The organism is Roseibacillus ishigakijimensis (assembly GCF_016595415.1).
GTDB lineage: Bacteria > Verrucomicrobiota > Verrucomicrobiia > Verrucomicrobiales > Akkermansiaceae > Roseibacillus > Roseibacillus ishigakijimensis.
The window spans coordinates 79,578-99,454 of the sequence record NZ_JAENIO010000009.1 but is presented as its reverse complement, the minus strand read 5'-3'; the positions used below and the strand labels follow the sequence as shown (position 1 = coordinate 99,454).

Genomic DNA, 19,877 nt, shown 5'->3' with positions numbered 1-19,877 from the left:
AATTTTGGGCGGCCACCGACATTGCAAGCCTTTTTTGCGTATTTTTTCCTTATTTTCAGTGCGTTACGTGCTCGATTTTTGTCGTGTAGTGTGAATTCTGGAGACATAACCATGTTCCGCCCAAGTTCGAATAAGAGCGCTTCTATAAAACGGAATCTAAAATCGCCTGAGACGGAGCTAATTATCGAGCTTTCATTTGCAAGAAGAAACGTCTCATTCTTTGCCAAGAATTCAGCAATTATTTTGACAATCATATCCATTTCATTCCTTGTAATAGTCTGACTGCTTGACGCAGCAGCTAAAGCAGCGGGAATAACAGAACCAGGCTCACTTGCCACTAAATCGGCAAACTCGGAAGGCCCAACAACAGACGAATGTTCACCCCATATCTGGCTAACTATGGTTTCGACACTTGAAGCAGCCGGGGTCGAGTTAATTTCATTATTATCATCTTTATCCTTGTCACTTCGATGCTCGAACACAGAAGAAGATACCAGATCCTTCCGATTCTTATCAAACAGAGAAAATTGCATAGCGCAAATCAACACCCCAACCGATACCACGGTGAGGATGGATACAAGGATTCGGCGAAATGGAGAGATACTCTTCATTGAAATTTAGGACGAGACATCAGACTATCAACTTCCATCATTTTCTCTTTAATCTTCTCATCAATCTTAGTTTCTCGTTGAAACCATGTGATATCATCCTCCTCCATTTCCACAAGAAAGGCAATGGCTGCCGTCCTAAAGTCGTCATCATATTCAAATTTTTCCAACAGATAAATATGCTCTCTTAGGTTTTCTTTTGTCACCAATAGCTGGAAATAGGTATTCATCACTTGCCTCCGCAGGCTTCCCGCTCCTATACTTTCCATCACGTCATCAATGAAACCGAAATCATTTCTCTCCGCTGCTATTCTAGCACATGAAAACAGCAGCTTCGCTCTCTTATCTGGGTCTCTGATCTCGAAAAAAGCCTTATCAGCGACAAATTGATAGGAACTATAATCGTCCCGGAGGGATTGCGATAAGGATTCATAGTCAGCCGGTTTCGCAGGGACATCTTTTCCTTCACGATCTCGATGACTGACCGACGACTCTCCGTGATGACTTTTCGAGGAAACCTGCGGTGACGAAGTAGACTGCGGGCCATCTTTCGTCTCCTGCCGTTCACACGACGACAAAAATCCTAGTGCGAATAATACTGGAAAAATAGTAAAAATCTTCATTGTTGCCTAAAAGAATCTCATTTCAAGGACACAAATCGCCATCAAGCGTCTTCATGGTTCCGATAGAAGAAAAACCTCTCAGTGGGGGATTGCAATCAGGCATTTCAACGATTTGGCTTTGCCACTCACAAGGCCCGATCGGGTCTGGTGTCGGAACCGGAGTAGAATGCCAGATCCCTCTTGGCTGTTGTGATTCACCTACGATGAACTGCCGGGTTTCGGACTCGGGGGAATGGCTGTCAGACACAAGTGCAAACTCACATTTATCGCCATGCCAATTCCAACGGGCCTGAACGGAGAGGATTACTACACGTTTCGGCGCGAAAACCTTCCGTTTGTCTCCACTAAACCAGAAGCTTTTTCTCGCGACAGCTACGAAAACTTGAACATCGAATTGAAATAAGCCGCCAGCAGTAGGAACAGCCGAGCTTTGAACAGGAGGGGCATCAAATTTCCACCAGTATACGAACCAGGCGAAATCATGACGGCTAGAACGCCCTGAGTCATTCCATTTTTGTGGAGCGGCTGGATAAATCTTTGAACAGGATGAGCCGAGATTCGACCTAGCAATTTTGAATTGGCCCAACGGCAGTTCTCTGAAGCATTCAATGAACCGAACACATTTTGCTTCTGCAGTCCCGCCACTTTCCCCCTTAATATCTGCCAAGACTGTTGCCCTTCCGAAAACCGTCACAGCGGCGGCAGAGAAGGCCAGACGCTTGATGAGAGCTTCGCCAGCGGAAAAAGAGCATTGGGCAGGCCTCTTGCGCGTTGCAGAAGTGCATCCGCCCCTCCGTAGACGAGTGGACCGGGCTGAGAATAGCGACGAGGCCCCCCATCCCGTTGCGGCCAGTCTCTTCTGGAAACCGGCCAACCCGCACGAACCAGACTTCCCCCTCCTGACCAGAGAGGTTCTGCTCAATCCTGCCTCGCACGGTATCACCACTCGAATCAATCATCCTTGAGAGCACTCTGTCGAGCCTCTTCTGTGCGGAGTCATTGCGCGCCTTGCGCCAAATAGAATGACCCCTTCACCTCCGCCTCGACCACCTCCCCGTTCCAATGGACAAGATTCTCGCCCAACTCACGACAAGCATAGAGAAAACTCTGCAAAAGAAAACTCTGATAGGAGCATCCTTTGGTCCCGACTTGAAACCAATTTGCGAAAGATTCAGGTCACTACCCACATCCGGCATCTTTGTCGTTTTATTCCTCAAAGTAGCGACAGATCGCCGGATTTCGGTGACCTTGAATAGATTAAATTTCGTCAACACGATCTAAACCCTGTCACATTAACGGAAGCCGCCGCCTCCGCAAATACCCCATAGGAATAGTGCACCATAGCCTTGACCTAACACCAACGATCACGTGGCATGGCGCTCTGGTGAATGAGCCCCAATGCGTATCAACCATAACAGTCATCGCCTCTTCATCATCTCAGCCTTGACTACCTTAGCGTATTCAGCATCTTCTATTTCACCCAACCACAACATGGATTCATCGGGAAACTCGTCACACAAAGATAGGGAAATCTTACCCAAAACCAAGTCTTTTCTGGGCCCACTACTTGCATTTTCAATCATTATTGACAATTCGCTAGCATGCGAAATAACCCATTCGTCGTTAACAAACCAACCATCCACTACTTCCTTCTGAACACCTTTTTCACCTCCTTGGTCGAGATATAACCCCAACGCAAAAAACTGATTCTTGTTGTTTAAGGAAGAAATTTCCATCAGACTCTGTTCAACAACACTTCTGCTTTCTTCGGTTAACTCATCATATAAATAAACATGCGAATCCAAATCATCAACCATTGCATACGGAAGCAGCCAATCACGCATCTCCATTTTACAATCCCCGCTGGGTAGATACTCAAGCTCGTCAACCCAATCAATCTCTAATTTTTTTAGATTCCAATAAATCTCCTGTGACAATTTTGCGCCAAATGCAAATCGACCGACACCAGAGCCGGAATATTCATTAAGGACCATCGAAATCTTATCGAAATTTTCAAAAATCCATTGAAACTTCCGAGGCTCTTCGAGAGACGCCTTCGAAAGACCTGTATACAACCTATATAAAAACAAATTTCTTGGACCTACATCTCTAGATTTTATCTCTTGAAGAAGATTAATCAAAACATCCGACGATCCAGACTCTACATAATTCTTAAGATCATCTAATTTTTCCTCGATTGGATCAGTTGTATACATTGGCTCTGAAACCACCAATGATTTACTCCAGAAATCGTCTCTTTTAGAAATGTTTTCTGATTTCCGATTCGCATTCTGAGACTTGGAATCGGGCCCCGTTCTTTGTAGCTCTTCCCTGCCCACATTCTCCACGAAGGACCTAAAATGCTGAAGCCCCCCTCCAAGCAGAGCAATCACCAAGACAACAATCGACACGCTACGCAGAACATTCATTTATAATAATAAATAGTTATTCCTCCCTCAGGAATCGTCAATTCAAAAACAAAACCGTTTGTGCCATTCTGAGAAAATGGCTTAATTGCTATCATCGGCTGAGGGGCAAGGGGAACTTTAACTACCTCTCTGCACTCTGTCATACCATCTACACACCCGCTTGTGGAGGGCCCTGGCGTCACAAGATTCCCATTTCTCAATAATGTCTCCAACTGAGCGACCGCCGCATCCCAAGCCGACTCTTCACTCCCGTATACTCCGCCTCCATCGGTTTGCCCAATCGTTGCATGTATAGTAAAATATTTCGAAATCTTATCATATTTATTACAAGAGACCAAACCGGTGTTAGTAGCCAAAGCCACTCCCTGCCCTAAAACCGTCACAGCGGCGGCGGTGAAAGCCGTGCGCTTTACAAAAGATCGTCGTGTGATATTCATGTAATCAAACTCAAGGTTCGTTTTGAACTTGCCATGAGGGGGGGGGGGGCATGGCAAGACTTTTCTTGTGAGTTGGATTACTATTTTTCCTTTTTTAGACGACGACATGCTCGACGCTTTCACTGATAAAGCTTCGCCAGCGGAAAAAGAGCATTGGGCAGGCCTCTTTCGCGTTGCGGAAGTGCATCCGCCCCTCCGTAGACGAGTGGACCGGGATGAGAAAAGCGACGAGGGCCACCATGTCGTTGCCTCCAGTCTCTTCTGGAAACCGGCCAATTCGCACGAACCAGACTTCCCCCTCCTGACCAGAGAGGTTCTGCTCAATCCTGCCTCGCACGGTATCACCACTCGAATCAATCATCCGTGGGAGCACTATGTCGAGCCTCTTCTGAGAGGAGCAAAACGGCTCTTGGACAATCGACCGGATGTCATCTTCCGCGTCTATCTCGCCCGGGACCTCTCCTTCCTGCTACCCGATCTCTTGGAAGCTGGGTGTGAGGTCTTGGTGATGGAAACCTCGTCCATTGCGCACAATCCGGGCGCGATGTGGCGCTTTCTAGCCATGGAGGAGGAGAACTGTCTGGTAACGATTACGGATGCGGATCGGGCCCACGACGTAATTTACGATGTCGAGCGGACTGAACTGGTGGCAAAAGCCGGGCTGGGCCATTGGCGGGTGCCCTATACTTTTGGGGCCGAGGAGACTCGCAGGGCAGCGCCCACTCATTATCGTCCCATCCTGGCGTGTCAATTTGGATCGGCGAAAAGCTACCCCATGAGCGAACTCATGAGTGCGTTTCTCTGGCATCACGAGAAAGCTACCTTCCCCACCCAAGTCACTATCGGTTCCACAGCGCAGAACATCTTTGCCACCCGTTGGCCAGACTATGGCTTCGACGAGTGGTTTCTTCTCGCGGTCATGTTCCCCCGCATGGCCTTCGAAGGAGTCCTCACCTTTGTCCCATGGAATGATCACGCTCTCAACCAATGGTTTGCCCTTGACATTGAATATTGCACCTGGGCCAACCCGAAATCGGAAATCATGTATCACAGTGATCCCGAGCTCGCGAAACTACCTCAGATTGAGAAGAGACTGCACCGCAAAGAGAAGGCTCCACAAACTCAAACTACACCTGCCTCCATCCATGCCTTGGACTGATCTTTTTGCCGACCTCACTCAGTCCGAGGACCTCCCCCATCCGCGAAGGGGGAGAGGTCTGCAAATACTCCCCGAAAGCTGGACCCTCCTGGAAGCGCGAGATCATCCGAGCCTCGTCTGCACTTACCTGCCCGCTCAATGGGAAAGTTACCATCTCGAACTCATCGCCAAGGGGTGTGAACGATTGCGGGAGGAACAGCCGGAGACGGGGTCGCGAGTCTATCTCTGCGAGGAGGAAGAAGCGGAGGTCCCGAGATTTCTCGACCTCGGCTGTGAGGTGGCTCTTGTGCCAGAGCAGGCTGGAATACCTCCAGAGCTGGCCCCTCTTCTCGCCCTAGGCGAAGACCGAACCGGGGGCACAACCTTCACTCCGCCAAACCGGTTTTGGTATGCCGCCGATGATGTGGCGCGCACCCGAATGCTCGCAGAGGCCCCGGTAGCGACTTGGCGCTTCCTCGACACATGGAGTTCTAGTCCCGAGAAATATTGCGCCTTGCAAGCCAACGGTTGGGGAACCAAGAAGCACCTTAAACTCTGGGAATGGTTGCAGAGAACTCTGGCTTTGAAACGAGCCGAAGGCAGGCCAGAGCACCTCTGGGGAAGAGATTTCTTAACTGAAGTGCTTCATCCTCTGTTAGCTGGCGATGGCTATCTGTCTGTGATGCTTCCGGGCACGCCTCCAGCCAGGCACTGGGTGGCCCTTGATATCGAGTATTGTCAGAAAAAGAATTCTGCCTCTGAGTTCATCATTCTTCCGCGCGATTCAATCACCGCAGGCGATAAGGAACAGATCCCAACGCTTCATTACAAAGGCTATGAGATGCCCATGGCCGGAGTGGTGAGCTGCCATCAAGGCTGGCCACTTTTTTCCCCGGAGTTGGAAGCCGTCCACAAAACCCTACTCACTCTTCTGGGACTCTTTCATCGTTATGCCGAGGAGGAGGGTATTCGTTACTCGCTCCAGGCAGCCAATCTAACTAGCTACTATGTGAGTGGAGGTTTTCTACCTTGGGATGATGATATCGACCTTTTGATTCATCCCGAAGACTTTCCGAAAATCCGAGCACTCTGGGTTAATGCTTGCAAACCCAAAAATATTGTTCCTCGGCATCGCGGATTCTCAAACAATTGGCTCCGCTATTTCGAAAGGGAGGGAGTGAAGCTTGAAATTTTCACCCACGACCCATCCAGCGAGCGGCAATTGATGAAATGGCGTCTCAGAGACAGCGACCACCTGTTTCCGAACGATGTCGGCGGGCTCGATCTCGTGACCTTCATTTATAAGGAAGGAGCCTGGCGTGACAGTTGGTCACCACAGGAAGAAAGACCGAACCCCGCCCTCTTAGAGAGCGCGGTGGAAGATGCTATATACCAGGGAGTCACGACCAGGGCCTTTCGCCGTGAGGCGGTCGAGGATTTGATGCGAAAAAAGTATCCCTTCGACTGGAGCAAGCATCCCAGCTTGTCGAACAGAGAGAGGAAAGAGCCATGTGAGGAAAAAAGGTCTCTCTGCTCCCACACCAGCACTCAAGCACAAGCCGCTCAGGAATCGAATTAGGATTGCGTGAGAGAGGCCAGGGACTGGAGCCCGCGCGATCAAGCCGAGACCAACAAGCTCCCCGAAGAGAATCCTTTTCGCTCGCTAAGGGTAGAAATATGTCGGCAAGATGGTGCTCGTGCTCACTGCCGATCAAGTCACGGCCCTTGCCCCCGACGCGGCTTCCTTCAAAGCTGGTCGTGGACTCGCAGCCGCCACCAAATGGACCGACCTCGGAACGGATCAAAGCGTTCTTTGGGGTCTCGCCAAAGGCTCAGGGAAAAACCCCTATCAAACTCAGGTCGTTCTCGGTGAATTCGCCACCAAATGCTCCTGCCCCTCGCGGAAGTTTCCCTGTAAACACGCCCTTGGGCTCCTCTTTCTTGCCGCCGAAAAGCCGGAAATTCTCAAGACCTCCGAGCCACCCAAGTGGGTCGCCGAATGGCTCGAAGGACGCAAGGAGCGCGCGGAAAAGTCAGCCGCACGCGCCGCGAAGAAAAGAACCGCCAAACCCAAGGACGAGGCTGCCGCTACCAAACGCGTGGAAAAGAAAGCGGCCCGCATTGACGATGGCATCGAGCTTCTCGACCAATTTCTTCTCGATCGGGTCCGCAATGGCCTCACCCAAGACCAGGTGACGCAGTATCAGACTTGGGAAGAGCTCGCACGCCGTCTCATCGATAGTCAGGCAACCGGCCTGGCTGGTCACGTGCGACGCCTCGGTGAAATCCCGTCCTCTTCTCCTGACTGGGAATCGCGACTCCTCCACGAGCTCGGTTCCCTTCATCTCCTTCTCCAGACCTACCGCAAGCGCGACACCCTCGAGCCCGCCCTGGCCTCAGAAGTCTCCCAGCTCGTCGGGTGGACTCCGGACAAGGAGGAACTTCTCAAGCAGACTGGAGTGACCGACCAATGGTTCGTCGCCAGCCGTTCGCTCACGGAAAACGAACGCCTTCTCACCAGCTCGACCTGGCTCTACGGAATAGCTAGTAAAAAATGGGCCCTCAAGCTCACCTTCTCCGCCCTTCCCGGACGCCCGGTGGAACACTGGCCCCTCGGCAATGCAGTCGAGACCGAGCTCCTCTTCTACCCCGGACTCGCCGCTGACCGCATCCTTCCCCGCCTCGAAACCGCCCCCTCCCAGCCCTGCGGAATCCCCGAGCCACCCGATACCGTTTCCAGCCTCCTTCAACGGGCCTCCTCGACCCTCGCGCTCAATCCTTGGCGCACCCGTATCCCATTCCTCATGCAAGCCCAGCCTTCCAGCGACCTCAGAACCCTCATCGATAGGAACGGTGACGCCCTCCCTTGGCACGCGCGAGAGAAGGACGGCGAGCTCCTCCTCAGCCTCTGTGGGGGTCGTCCCACCGCCCTCGCGGGGGAATGGAATGGCCACCATTGTATTGTTCACTCCGCAGCCGACGGAAACTCATGGTTCAGCCTGAGCCCCATTCCACAATAAGCGCATGAAGTCCTCACTCCTCACGCTCGCCCTCCTCGGCACCAACCGCCAAGCCCAGCTCCCGCCCGCACCGCACGAGCTACTAGACTCATCGTGGGAAAAACTTTCCACCCTCCCGGACCCTGCCGCCGCTCTTCTCCAAGCGGCAGCCCTTGAAAACCTGCTTCGACTTTCCGGGCAAAAGCCGCTCCCCGCCACGGACTCCCCCGCGCCCGCCGCGGACGAAGTCCTACCTTACCTCTCCGAGCCTGCCGTCGCTCCCGCCCTTCGCATGCTTGATGGGGACCACAGCGACCTTCTCCCCGAATATCTCCGCCTCGTCGCCAGTCACAACCAATTACTCCCTCCCCGTCTTCTCCCGGCTCTCTTCAACCACTGCCGACGCCACTCCATCCTCATCCCGCTCGCCATCGCAACCTCTGGCAATCGGGGCCAGTGGCTCGCCGCGCAGAACGAACACTGGAAAATTTTTCTCAACAGCTACTCTCCAGAGCCCCTTTCCGATGACATTTGGGAGACTGGAACCCACAATCAAAGAGCGGCTTGGCTTCGGCAAACCCTTGCTGCTGAACCGGAAAAAGCAGCTTCCGCAATCCTCGCCAGTTGGCCCTCCGATTCTCCTGACGATCGTGAGCTTTTCACGAAACTCACCACCAACCACCCTCACTGCGCCCATCTCACTTGGCTCGAAGACCTCGCTCTCCCCGACCGTCGCCAAGCCACCCGCAACTTCGCCCGGCAAGCGCTTCTCCGCATCCCCGAGTCGAACTATTCTCAGCGCTCCCTTGCTCGGCTCCAATCCGTCTTAACGCGCAAGGGAAGCACCCTCACCGCCTCCCCACCCCAAGCCTTTGACCCCACTTGGTCTGAGGATGGAATCAAGGAGAAGCCTCCCAAGTCGCAAGGCGAGAAAGACTTTTGGCTCTCTCAAATCATCGCCGCCTACCCCCTCTCCCACTGGATCGATGCCCAAGGCCTCACGACCAAAATCTTCAGCAAGCTCAAGCTCGATCCCGACTGGTCATCCACTATCCTCACCGCTTGGCTTCAAAACCTTCAAAACTTCCCTGCCGAGCCGGACCTCTCTCTCGCAGTCTACTCCTTCTTTGCGCCCGGTGGACTTTTTAAGAAAAGCCAGCTTGGCGCCACACTCGACCGGAAGGTCCTCCTCGACTCACGTCACTGGCCCGATGACCCCGCCTTGCAGGGCCGCATCCTAGAACTGCTCCCCCTTGAGCCGAGCGAAAAACTCTCTCTCCTCGCGAGTCGTTCCATCCCCATCGATCCAGTCACCCAGCCCAAACTCGCAAAGCTCATTGAGTGGTTCATCACCCAAAAAAATCCCCCTCTCCACCGTGGCCAAGCCTCCGCCCTCGCCATTTCTCCCCACCCCTCATCCATTCCCCTGCTTCTTCAGAAAATCTCCCAACTCAACGACCTCCCCTCCGTCATTGAAGAATTCGCCCTCACCCTCGAATTCCGCCAATCCTACCTCCAGCATTTCCCTAACAGACACTGACTGAACACTTTCAATCCGAAAACTCACAAACTCTTCCCATGTCCAAACTCCGCGAACACGCCGAAACCCTCTTCGCCTCCGAGCTCGAAGCCCTCACCGCGCATGATGACAAGCCCAAGCCCCCAAATTGGAAACTCTCCCCGTGGGCCGTCACCGACTATCTACTAGGAACGTCGTTGCCAGACGGCACCACCATCACACCGAAATACATTGGCGACCGTCGCCTGATGGAAGTCGCTGTCGCCACCCTTGCTACGGACCGCGCCCTCCTTCTGTTAGGCGTCCCCGGCACCGCCAAATCCTGGGTCTCCGAGCACTTGACCGCCGCCATCACAGGCGACTCCACCCTCCTCATTCAGGGCACTGCCGGCACGGGGGAGGAAGCCATTCGCTACAACTGGAACTACGCCATGCTTCTCGCCAAGGGACCTACCGAAGAGGCGCTCGTCCCCTCCCCCATGTTTCATGCCATGAAGGAAGGCAAACTCTGCCGCGTCGAGGAGCTCACCCGCATCCCCTCCGACGTGCAGGACACTCTCATCACCATCCTTTCTGAAAAGACCCTCCCCATCCCCGAGCTCTCCTCCGAGGTTCAAGCCACCCAGGGATTCAACGTCGTCGCCACCGCCAACTCCCGCGACCGCGGGGTCAACGAACTCTCCTCCGCTCTCCAGCGCCGCTTCAACGTGGTCGTCCTCCCTCTCCCCAAGTCACTCGATACCGAAGTGGAAATTGTCCAGTCCCGCGTCAGCTCCATGGCCCAAGCTCTTTCCCTCCCCGCCGAGCCGCCCGCACTCGAGGAGATTCGTCGCGTGGTCACCGTCTTCCGCGAACTTCGCTCGGGTGGGACGGAGGACGGCAAATCCAAAGTCAAGAGCCCCTCCGGCACCCTCTCCACCGCCGAAGCCATCTCCGTCGTCACCAACGGCCTCTCCCTCGCAGGTCATTTTGGCAACGGCACTGTCAACGCCCATGACCTCGCCAGCGGCATGGTCGGCGCCATCGTCAAAGACCCCTCCAACGACCCGGCCATCTTTCGCGAATACCTCGAAACCATCATCAAAGAACGCGACGGCTGGAAAGACCTCTATCGAGCATGCCGGGAGCAAATATGAAGCCGCTCAGAGGCAGCCAATTTCAAGTAGCCATCCAAGACTCAAGACTCAAGGCACATGTCCCAAGGGCCTTCTACCAAACAGGCCAAGGGCCTGTTCTCACCGTAGCCTCAACGCTATCTGATTGATTCCTAAGTAAAAAAATTAAGCCCGCAACCTCGCCCAACCCATGCCTCTCCACCCTCACGAAAAAACTCGATGCCATACCTCTTCTCTCACTCCTCAAAAACAAACCTTCAAAGCCGGATAGTCCATGAACGAAAAATCCTTCACAGAACTCTCGCAAAAGAAACCAGCTGAAATCTGCCTTCTCTTCGACCAAGCGCTGGATGAAAACTTTTCCTTCCAACTGCTTCACGATTCTATGATGGAGACCATTTACAGGTCACTCATCCAGCACTGGGATGATGATGGTCGGGCAATCACTGAAAAACTCTTCTCTACCCCTCTGCTCATAACAAGAAACTGGTCATCTTATGTCCGAACAGTTCAGGGCTCACTCTTTGAGCGACTCTTGCAAGAACTCGCAAACCTAACCAAGGACGAAGCTAACGAGTATTTCACCAGACTCGAGAGCCTCATTGGCTCCGCCAATCTCAAAAAGGAGCCCGAAAGAGTACACCAGCAAGACATACTCACAGCCCTCGTCGAACACCGCCCCGAATTTTTTGAGGAGGTCTTCTGGCTTCTCCTCTCCGACAAGAGCAAAGTCAAACGCGACCTTGCCATCAAGGGATTGTCCAAAACCTCTCCCGAGGCTCTACTGGCAAAATCAGCAGAATTCCTTTCATCCCCAAAAGCTGACATTCGCATCAGCGCCGCAAACCTACTGCAAGCGATAGGCTTGAGCGCTGCCATCCCTGCCCTCACGACCGCTCTCGAGAACGAGAAATCAGAGAAAGTCATCAGCGCTATCCACGCCGCTCTCGCCGCTTGTGGCACTGAAGTAGAAACCACTCTCCCCGAACTGACCATGGACGACATCCTCAAATCCGCGACCCAACTCGAGCTTCCCAAAACGACTTGGCTAGATCTCTCCACTCTACCGGAACTTTTCACGAGGGATGGCGACCCGCTCCCTGAAGCCGGACTCACCTTTCTCATTGCCAAACAAGCCAAGCACAAAATCATCGAAGCCTCCCCCGAAATCCAGCCGCTCCTTCCCCACCTCGATCCCGACAAATCCGGCCCTTTCGCTCTCGCTCTCTTTCAACAATGGCTCGCCTCGGAGCAAGCGGCGAAGGACCGCTGGGCACTCACCCTCTGCGGCTTGTTAGGCGACCAGCGTATTCTTCCCGAACTCCTCAATCCCATTCCTGACTGGGCCTTGAACTCCCGCCACAAGTTGGCGGAATGGGCCGCCCAGGCCATCGCCCTCGTCCCTGGTGACGAGGCCCTCACCCTCCTCGATTCCCTCGCCACTCGCTACCGAACCAAGTTCAAGAACATCGGAAAAGCCTGCCGCGCAGCCCTCGAATCCGCCGCGCAAGCTCGCGGAGTTTCTCTCGATGAGCTCGCCGACCTCATCGTCCCCGACCACGGCTTCGACAACGAGTATCAACGCCCCCTGCCCGACACTGAAATACTCGCTGTTCTTCAGCCCAACTTCAAACTCACCTTCCTCAATCCGACTACTGAGAAGGAAACCAAGTCTCCTCCTGCCACTCTTCCCGAGACCGCGAAGGAAGACCTCAAAGCGCTCCGCAAGCTCATCCGGGAAACGGTGAAAGGCCAGAGTGCGCGACTTGAGCTTTCCCTCGTCCGCCAGCGCCAATGGCCTCTCGCCCGCTGGCAGGAACTCTTCGAAGTTCACCCCATCCTCCAGTCCTACGCCTCCAGCCTCGTCTGGGCTCACCTCGACCAATCCGGCAAACTCAGCCGCACCTTCCGCCGCTATCCCAACGGTCTTTTGGCCAATGCCGCCGGCGAACTCATTGAGCTCGAAAATCAATCCGGCTCCATCACTCTCCTTCATCCCCTCTCCCTCCCGGCCGAAGAACTCCTCGCCTGGCAGCAGCACCTCGACCGCATGAAGGTCAAACCACCCTTTCCTCAACTCGAACGGCCCGTCGCGACACTCGACCGCTCTCACAAGAATCGCAAAGTGCTAAAAACTGCCGACAAAGCCAAACTCTCCTGCGGCACCTTCCGCTCTCGGGCGGAGAAGCGTGGCTGGGCTCGAGGTTCCGTCGTCGATGCGGGAGGCATTTCCGCCTACTACAAATCCTATCCGGGAGCTGGTGTGGATGTCTTCTTGCTCATGAATTTCATGTATGTCGGCCAAGACCCCATGGAGGAAGTCGAAATCGGTTGCGCCTACTTCGTCAAAGCTGAAACCGTCACCACCGGAAGTTACATCTACGACGAACCCAGTAGCACAAATGACCCCCGCGTCCTCTCCTTCGGCCAAGTCCCTTCCATCGTCTATTCCGAAACGGTCACTGACCTCCAAGCCATCGTAGGAGCAAGCTCATGACCATCTACGGCATCAGACACCACGGTCCCGGCTGCGCCCGCAGCTTGTTAGAAGCTCTTTCCAAAAGTAGCCACGACCTCATCCTGCTCGAGTCACCCACCGAGAGCGAGGTTCTCTTTGAGCACGCGGGCACCGAGGGGATGAAGCCTCCGGTCGCGATGCTCCTCTACCAGACTGACGAGCCTGAGAACTCCGCCTTCTACCCCTTCGCTCGCTATTCGCCCGAGTGGCAAACTCTCCTTTGGGCGAAAGAGAACGATATCCCAGTCCGAGCCTTTGACCTCCCCGCCGCGCACTCCTTTGCACTGCACACCGAAGAAGCCCCCTCTTCCGCTGATGACGACGATAGCGAAACGGAGGAGATTTCCGAAGAAGAATCCCTCCCTCGCGAAGACCCCTTCAATTGGTTTGCGCGCGCAGATGGCTACAGTGATGGAGAAAGATGGTGGAACGATAAGGTCGAAGAGCGCGAATCTTCTTCAAACTTCTTCGCCGCCATTCTGGAAGCAGTCACTGCCCTGAGAGAAGAACTCGACCTCCCCGAGACCCGGCGCACGCTCCTGCGCGAGGCTTGGATGCGTCGCGGCATGAGACAAGCGGCCAAAGATGGCTTCCAGGACATCGCCGTTGTTTGCGGAGCCTGGCACGCACCCGCACTAGCTACTAAAGTTCCCGTAAGACAAGACAACCAGCTCCTCAAAGGCCTCGCAAAAGTCAAAATCTCCGCCACTTGGAGCCCTTGGACCAACGAGAGGCTCACCCTCCGCAGTGGCTACGGCGCCGGCGTGCGGGCCCCCGGGTGGTATGACCACCTGTGGGCAGGCAAAAAATTCCCCACCGCTCGCTGGATCACACGAGCGGCCCGCGTGCTCCGCGAGAACGATTTGGAAGGTTCTTCCGCCTCCATCATCGAGGCCACTCGCCTCGCCGATTCTCTCGCCGGACTGAGAGGCCGCCCCCGGCCAGGGTTGGATGAAAGCTTGGAAGCGATTCGCACCGTTTTCTGTGCCGGAGAACAGCTCCCTCTCTCGCTACTAGAAGAACCCTTACTCGTTGGCAAATCACTTGGAACCCTTCCCGACGGCCTTTCGGACGTCCCTCTGCAAAAGGACATCGAAGCCACCCAGAAGCGCCTCCGCCTCAAGCCCACGGCAGCGGTCAAGGAAGTCACCTTTGATTTGAGAGAAGAACGAGGCCGCGAGAAAAGCGCGTTTCTGCACCGACTTCTCATACTCAAGATCAAGTGGGGAAAAACCCTGCGGGCCCGCAGCAAGGGCACCTTCAAGGAAGTTTGGCGACTCCACTGGAAACCAGAACTGGTGCTCTCAATCATCGACGCCTCATCTTTCGGAAACACCGTGGAGACGGCAGCCTCGAGCTGTCTTGCCCAGATTCCCGCTGACAGCACTTTGCGGGAGATCTCGCAGGCTCTCGACCTCTCCCTTCTTTCAGTCCTTCCCCAGGCCACCGAAGTCCTTCTCCGCCAACTCGACAATCGAGCCGCCACCTCACACGACACCCGGGAGCTTCTCAATTCGGTCCCCACCCTCGTGAACATCGCGCGCTACGGGGATGTGAGAGATACGGACGCCACGCACGTCCTCCGGATACTTTCTCAACTCACCACGCGGGCGCACATTGAACTCGTCAGCTCCACCACCGGTCTCGATTCCGAAGCCGCAGGCGAGATGACCGTGATTCTTCGCTCCTACCATCAAGCGGTCCAGACTCTCGGGGACGAAGAAATTCTCACTGACTTCCACCAAGCCGCATTGCGTCTCGCTCGCGCAGAAACAGCCAGCCCGCAACCTCGTGGCTTCGCAACCCGCCTGCTCCGTGATGCCCAAATCATCGAAATGGAGGAAAGCACCCGCCTCCTCCATCGTGCGCTCTCGCAAGGCCAGGCCCCCGAAGATTCCGCCACCTGGCTGGAGGGATTTCTTGCGGGCTCAGGCACGCTTCTCGTTCACGATCGACCGCTTCTCGCCCTTATTCATCAGTGGCTCGGCGGACTCTCCGATGACCACTTCCAGAACATTCTCCCTCTCCTGCGCCGAACCTTTGGAGCCTTCACGAGCCCGGAAAAATCACGCATCGCGCAAACTCTCGAACACGAGAATCTCACCAACCCTCAAACCTCGCCCGCTGACACTTGGGACATCGATCCTGACCGAGCCGCCCCTGTCATCGCGCGAGCCGAAGAACTTCTCAGCCTGACCTAACCGATGACCGATACCGAAAAACGACGCTGGCGCCTCCTTCTTGGCGAATCCGCCGACTCTCTTTCCCCGTCTCTTGGCAAAGACGACCTTCGCATGGATAGCGCCTTGAAGGCTCTCTACGATGAAGCCAGTAGTGAACGACGAGGCGGGCTAGGAGCATCCAGCCCCAATGTCTCCCGCTGGCTGGGTGACATCCGTAAATACTTTCCCAGCCCCGTGGTGCAGGTCATGCAAAAGGATGCCATCGAGCGGCTCAACCTTCACCAGCTCCTGTTAGAGCCGGAGATTCTTTCGCAAGCCGAGCCCGATATCCATCTCGTCTCCACCCTCATCTCGATGAATCACCTGATTCCTGACGAGACTCGCGAAACCGCCCGCCAAGTGGTCCGCAAGCTGGTCGCAGAGCTTCTCAAAAAACTGGAGCAGCCCACGCGCGCGGCGGTGCAAGGGGCACTAGCCCGCCACCTTCGCAACCCTCGCCCCCGGCTCAATGAAATCGATTGGCCACGAACCATTCGGGCCAACCTCAAAAACTATCAGCCGGAATACCGCACCATCATTCCGGAAAAGCTCATCGGCTACGGACGCAAAGGAAGCTCCCTGAAGGACGTTGTTCTCTGCCTCGACCAGAGTGGCTCCATGGCTGCCTCCATCATCTATTCCTCGATTTTCGGCGCGGTGATGGCCTCGCTTCCGACCGTCTCGACCCGCTTCGTGCTCTTTGACACGGCGGTGGTCGATCTCACCGACGAGCTGAATGACCCCGTGGATCTCCTCTTCGGCGCGCAGCTTGGCGGTGGCACTGATATCCACAAGGCCCTCCGCTATTGCGAAGACCAAATCACGCGTCCCACGGATACGACGATGGTCCTGATTTCCGACCTGGAGGAAGGCGGCGACCTCTCCGGCATGTTCAAGACTGCGGCTCGCTTGGTCGAATCCGGCGTCACTTTGATCACCCTTCTGGCCCTCAGCGATGAAGGTCAGCCCTGGTATAGCGAGAGCCACGCGCGCAAGATGTCCTCGCTCGGCGTTCCCGTCTTCGCCTGCACTCCTGACCAATTTCCCGACCTCATGGCCGCCGCCCTCTCAAAGAAGGACCTCCATCTCTGGGCCCGCCGGCAGGAAATCAAACTCTATTGAAGGGCACAACGCGGTCAGGCTGTCAGGAAATTCTGTAGCAGCTGCTTGCCCTCGGCGGTGAGGATGGATTCGGGGTGGAATTGCACCCCGTGGATCTCATGCTCTTTGTGGCGCAGCCCCATAATCTCGCCCTCGTCCGTCCAAGCAGTCACTTCCAGACAATCCGGGAGAGTCTCGCGCTTGACGATGAGGGAGTGGTAGCGCGTGGCCTCGAAGGGCTCGGAGAGTCCCGCAAAGACGCTGGCATTGCTATGGTGCATCAGGGAAGTCTTACCATGCATCAGACGATCGGCCCGAACAACATCACCGCCAAAGGCTTGCGCGATGGACTGATGGCCAAGACAAACGCCGAGAATGGGAATCTTGCCTCCGAAACGCTCCACCACACCGACACTAACCCCGGCCTCGTTGGGGGTGCAGGGACCGGGAGAGATGACGATTTTGTCCGGAGCAAGGGCCTCGATTTCATCCAGAGTGAGCTCGTCATTGCGAATGACCTTCATCTCGGCTCCCAACTCGCCGAAATACTGCACCAAGTTATATGTAAAGGAATCGTAGTTATCGATAACAAGCAGCATAATCAGCCTTTCTGTTCGTTTTTAAGAAGAGTCTTGGCCAGTCCAATGGCCCGCAGCATCCCGGCTGCTTTATTACGGGTTTCCTCGTATTCGGAGGTGGGCACACTATCGGCCACCACTCCCGCGCCGGCCTGCACGTAGGCCTTGCCGTCTTTCAGGAGCACCGTGCGCAGAGCGATGCAGGAATCGTGGCTGCCATCCCAACCGAAGTAGCCCACTGCTCCAGAGTAGGCTCCCCGCTTGGTTGTTTCCAGCTCGTTGATGATCTGCATGGCCCGGATCTTGGGGGCTCCGCTGACCGTGCCCGCCGGGAAGGTAGACCGAAGAACATCGTAGCTACTATGGCTTTCATCCAGCTTTCCGCTGACATTGGAGACGATGTGCATGACGTGGCTGTAGCGCTCCACGATCATGAAGTCATCGACTTGGACGCTACCATGCTCCGCGATTCGGCCTACGTCATTGCGCGCCAAGTCGACGAGCATGAGGTGTTCGGCCCGCTCCTTCTCATCGGCCAGGAGGTCGGCCGCGAGGGCATCATCCTCTTCGGCCGTTTTGCCCCTCCAGCGGGTTCCGGCAATGGGACGAATATCGATGCGGCCGGCGAGGGCCTTGACATGAGTCTCGGGCGAACTCCCCACGAGGGAAAACCCATCGAGCTCGAGGATGAAGAGGTAAGGCGAAGGATTGACGTGACGGAGGGCACGGTAGAGGTCGGTCGGACCACCGGTAAAGTCGGTTTCGAAGCGCTGGCTGGGGACGATTTGAAAGGCATCCCCGGCGGCGATGTATTCCTGGGCCCGGCGCACGTTTTCCTCGTAGCGCTCCTGGCTCACATTACTGCGCGCAGGGGGAATCTCATAGTCCACCAGGCCATTGAGCGCGGGCACTTGCAGGGGACGTTCCAGCATTTCCTCAAGGGCGGCGATGCGGCCACAGGCGTCGGCCCAGGCCTCTTCGGCGCTTTCGTGCTCATCGAGAAAGGCATTGGCCACCACGAAGAGGCGGCGCAGCTTGTGGTCGAAGATGAGCAATTCCCCCGCGATCATGTAGAGGGATTCCGGAAGTCCCAGATCATCCTCGGGAGTGGTCCGGATGGAGGGCTCGAAGGTGCGCACGGCATCGTAGCCGAGATAGCCCACCGCGCCGCCATAGAAGGGAGGCGCGTCGCCATGCTCGACCACTTGATAGCGGCTCATCACCTTTTCCAGCTCGGCGAGGGGATCGCCCACGAAGGTCTCGCGCTCGTTGTTGGCCCAGACGACCTCGCAATCGCGGCCTTGCGAGCGGAAGACCCCTCGCGGACTGGTTCCGACGAGGGACCAGCGGCCACTGGCATCGGTGCTCTCCGCGCTCTCCAGCAAAAAGCCCCACTTGCCATCGCGAATTTTCAGATAAGCCGATAACGGAGTTTCAAAATCCGCCGCCAACTGGGCATATACCGGCACGACATTGCCCTGTTTTGCCAGTTGGCAAAACTCCTCTTTCTCAGGTTTGACCGCAATCGCTCGCACGGCGGAACCCTAGCGGGCATTTGCCGCAGGCCAACACTTTGTTGCCCCATGAAAGCGGGTTTTCGGAAAAAAATAGCAAAAATACGCGAGCTTTTCTTGCCCTCGCTGGCAATGTTGGGCAAGGTCGCCGCTCGACGCTGATTCACCGGAGGGGTGGCAGAGTGGTCGAATGCACCGGTCTTGAAAACCGGCGTGCCGAAAGGTACCGTGGGTTCGAATCCCACCCCCTCTGCCAGTGACTTTTTCCCGTGACCGAGTCCCTTTTCACTGAGTCTTATCTCGCCCGTTTTTCCGGCATCGCCCGCCTCTATGGTCAAGAAGCCTTGGGACATTTTCTGAAAGCCCACGTGGCCCTCATTGGCATTGGCGGGGTCGGCTGCTGGGTCGCGGAAGCGCTCGCTCGTTCGGGAATTGGCACCCTCACCCTGGTCGATCTGGATGACCTCTGTGTGACCAATACCAATCGCCAGCTCCATGCCACCAGCGAGACCATCGGCCAATCCAAGGCATTGGTGATGGCCGAGCGTCTGCGCGCGATCAATCCCGAAATCGTGGTCCACGTGCGGCAGGAATTTTACACCGAAAAGAATGCCGCCCCGATTTTTGCGGGAGGCTTCGATTTCGTCGTCGATGCCATTGATGCCATGCGCCCCAAGTGCCACCTCCTGGCCCAGTGCCGGGAAAGACGGATTCCGGTGGTGAGCTCCGGGGGGGCCGGGGGCCGGGTGCGTCCGGACAAAATCGAAGTGGCCGATCTCTCGCGCACCCACGGTTGCGCCCTCATGGCCCAGGTGCGCAAGGACCTCCGGGCCCATTACCACTTCCCCACCGGGGAAGGGAAAAAAGCCCGCAAATTCGGCATCACGGCCGTTTTTTCCAGCGAAGCCCCCCGCTACCCCACTGCTGATGGCTGTGTGAGCGCGGAACGCCCGGCCAATCTCGCTCCGGGCCTGCGCTGCGACGCAGGCTACGGCACGGCCACCCCCATCATCGGCACCTTCGGCTTCACCATCGCCTCCGTGGTGCTCACGGCCCTGGCCGGAGCCGAGCCGTAA

General features: G+C 55.7%; 16 protein-coding genes and 1 tRNA gene. 10 read left to right on the top strand and 7 right to left on the bottom strand.

Going from position 1 to position 19,877, the window contains the following annotated elements; genetic code table 11:
- The 5 genes from JIN78_RS05570 to JIN78_RS05550 all read right to left on the bottom strand — a co-directional run.
- A partial coding sequence (locus JIN78_RS05570; RefSeq protein WP_200390957.1) for a hypothetical protein occupies positions 1–611 on the bottom strand: 611 nt, incomplete at its 3' end.
- Positions 608–1,231: a hypothetical protein gene (locus JIN78_RS05565; RefSeq protein ID WP_200390956.1), complete on the bottom strand. Its 624-nt coding sequence runs from the start codon at positions 1,229–1,231 to the stop codon at positions 608–610. The genes JIN78_RS05565 and JIN78_RS05570, both read right to left, overlap by 4 nt.
- Positions 1,232–1,253: 22 nt before the next feature.
- Positions 1,254–1,898 (bottom strand): hypothetical protein, encoded by a 645-nt coding sequence (locus JIN78_RS05560; RefSeq protein WP_200390955.1) that lies wholly within the window; start codon positions 1,896–1,898, stop codon positions 1,254–1,256.
- 751 nt (positions 1,899–2,649) lie between these two features.
- A complete protein-coding gene (locus JIN78_RS05555) occupies positions 2,650–3,660 on the bottom strand; it encodes a hypothetical protein (RefSeq protein ID WP_200390954.1) in 1,011 nt (336 codons plus the stop codon).
- Positions 3,657–4,097 (bottom strand): hypothetical protein, encoded by a 441-nt coding sequence (locus JIN78_RS05550; protein ID WP_200390953.1) that lies wholly within the window; start codon positions 4,095–4,097, stop codon positions 3,657–3,659. Before JIN78_RS05550 ends, JIN78_RS05555 begins: the two co-directional genes overlap by 4 nt.
- Positions 4,098–4,203: 106 nt before the next feature.
- Here JIN78_RS05550 and JIN78_RS05545 point away from each other — a divergent pair, with 106 nt between their 5' ends.
- From JIN78_RS05545 to JIN78_RS05510, 8 genes are all read left to right on the top strand, one after another.
- Positions 4,204–5,256 carry a hypothetical protein gene (locus tag JIN78_RS05545; RefSeq protein ID WP_200390952.1) on the top strand — a complete coding sequence of 351 codons (1,053 nt, stop codon included), beginning with the start codon at positions 4,204–4,206 and terminating at the stop codon, positions 5,254–5,256.
- Positions 5,257–5,674: 418 nt separating this feature from the next.
- Entirely contained in the window at positions 5,675–6,814 is a 1,140-nt protein-coding gene (locus tag JIN78_RS05540; RefSeq protein ID WP_200390951.1) for a LicD family protein, read from the top strand.
- A 109-nt stretch (positions 6,815–6,923) separates the two neighbouring features.
- Positions 6,924–8,255, top strand: coding sequence for an SWIM zinc finger family protein (locus JIN78_RS05535; RefSeq protein WP_200390950.1), 1,332 nt, complete (start codon positions 6,924–6,926; stop codon positions 8,253–8,255).
- A gap of 4 nt (positions 8,256–8,259) precedes the next feature.
- Entirely contained in the window at positions 8,260–9,774 is a 1,515-nt protein-coding gene (locus JIN78_RS05530; RefSeq protein WP_200390949.1) for a DUF5691 domain-containing protein, read from the top strand.
- 38 nt (positions 9,775–9,812) lie between these two features.
- Positions 9,813–10,889, top strand: coding sequence for an ATP-binding protein (locus JIN78_RS05525; protein ID WP_200390948.1), 1,077 nt, complete (start codon positions 9,813–9,815; stop codon positions 10,887–10,889).
- Positions 10,890–11,142: 253 nt separating this feature from the next.
- Complete coding sequence (locus tag JIN78_RS05520) at positions 11,143–13,365, top strand: DUF4132 domain-containing protein (protein ID WP_200390947.1); 2,223 nt, start codon at positions 11,143–11,145, stop codon at positions 13,363–13,365.
- Positions 13,362–15,587, top strand: a complete 2,226-nt coding sequence (locus tag JIN78_RS05515; protein WP_200390946.1) for a DUF5682 family protein — start codon at positions 13,362–13,364, stop codon at positions 15,585–15,587. The genes JIN78_RS05520 and JIN78_RS05515 overlap by 4 nt, the downstream gene beginning before the upstream one ends.
- 3 nt (positions 15,588–15,590) lie before the next feature.
- A complete protein-coding gene (locus JIN78_RS05510) occupies positions 15,591–16,730 on the top strand; it encodes a VWA domain-containing protein (protein ID WP_200390945.1) in 1,140 nt (379 codons plus the stop codon).
- A 14-nt stretch (positions 16,731–16,744) separates the two neighbouring features.
- Here the strand turns inward: JIN78_RS05510 and pabA are convergent, their stop codons facing one another.
- Both pabA and trpE read right to left on the bottom strand, forming a co-directional pair.
- On the bottom strand, positions 16,745–17,308 hold the full coding sequence (pabA, locus tag JIN78_RS05505; protein ID WP_200390944.1) for an aminodeoxychorismate/anthranilate synthase component II: 564 nt from the start codon (positions 17,306–17,308) through the stop codon (positions 16,745–16,747).
- Between the two features lie 2 nt (positions 17,309–17,310).
- A complete protein-coding gene (trpE, locus tag JIN78_RS05500) occupies positions 17,311–18,822 on the bottom strand; it encodes an anthranilate synthase component I (RefSeq protein ID WP_200390943.1) in 1,512 nt (503 codons plus the stop codon).
- Between the two features lie 147 nt (positions 18,823–18,969).
- Here trpE and JIN78_RS05495 point away from each other — a divergent pair.
- Both JIN78_RS05495 and JIN78_RS05490 read left to right on the top strand, forming a co-directional pair.
- Positions 18,970–19,057: transfer RNA gene (locus JIN78_RS05495), tRNA-Ser, on the top strand.
- Positions 19,058–19,070: 13 nt separating this feature from the next.
- Complete coding sequence (locus JIN78_RS05490) at positions 19,071–19,877, top strand: tRNA threonylcarbamoyladenosine dehydratase (protein WP_200390942.1); 807 nt, start codon at positions 19,071–19,073, stop codon at positions 19,875–19,877.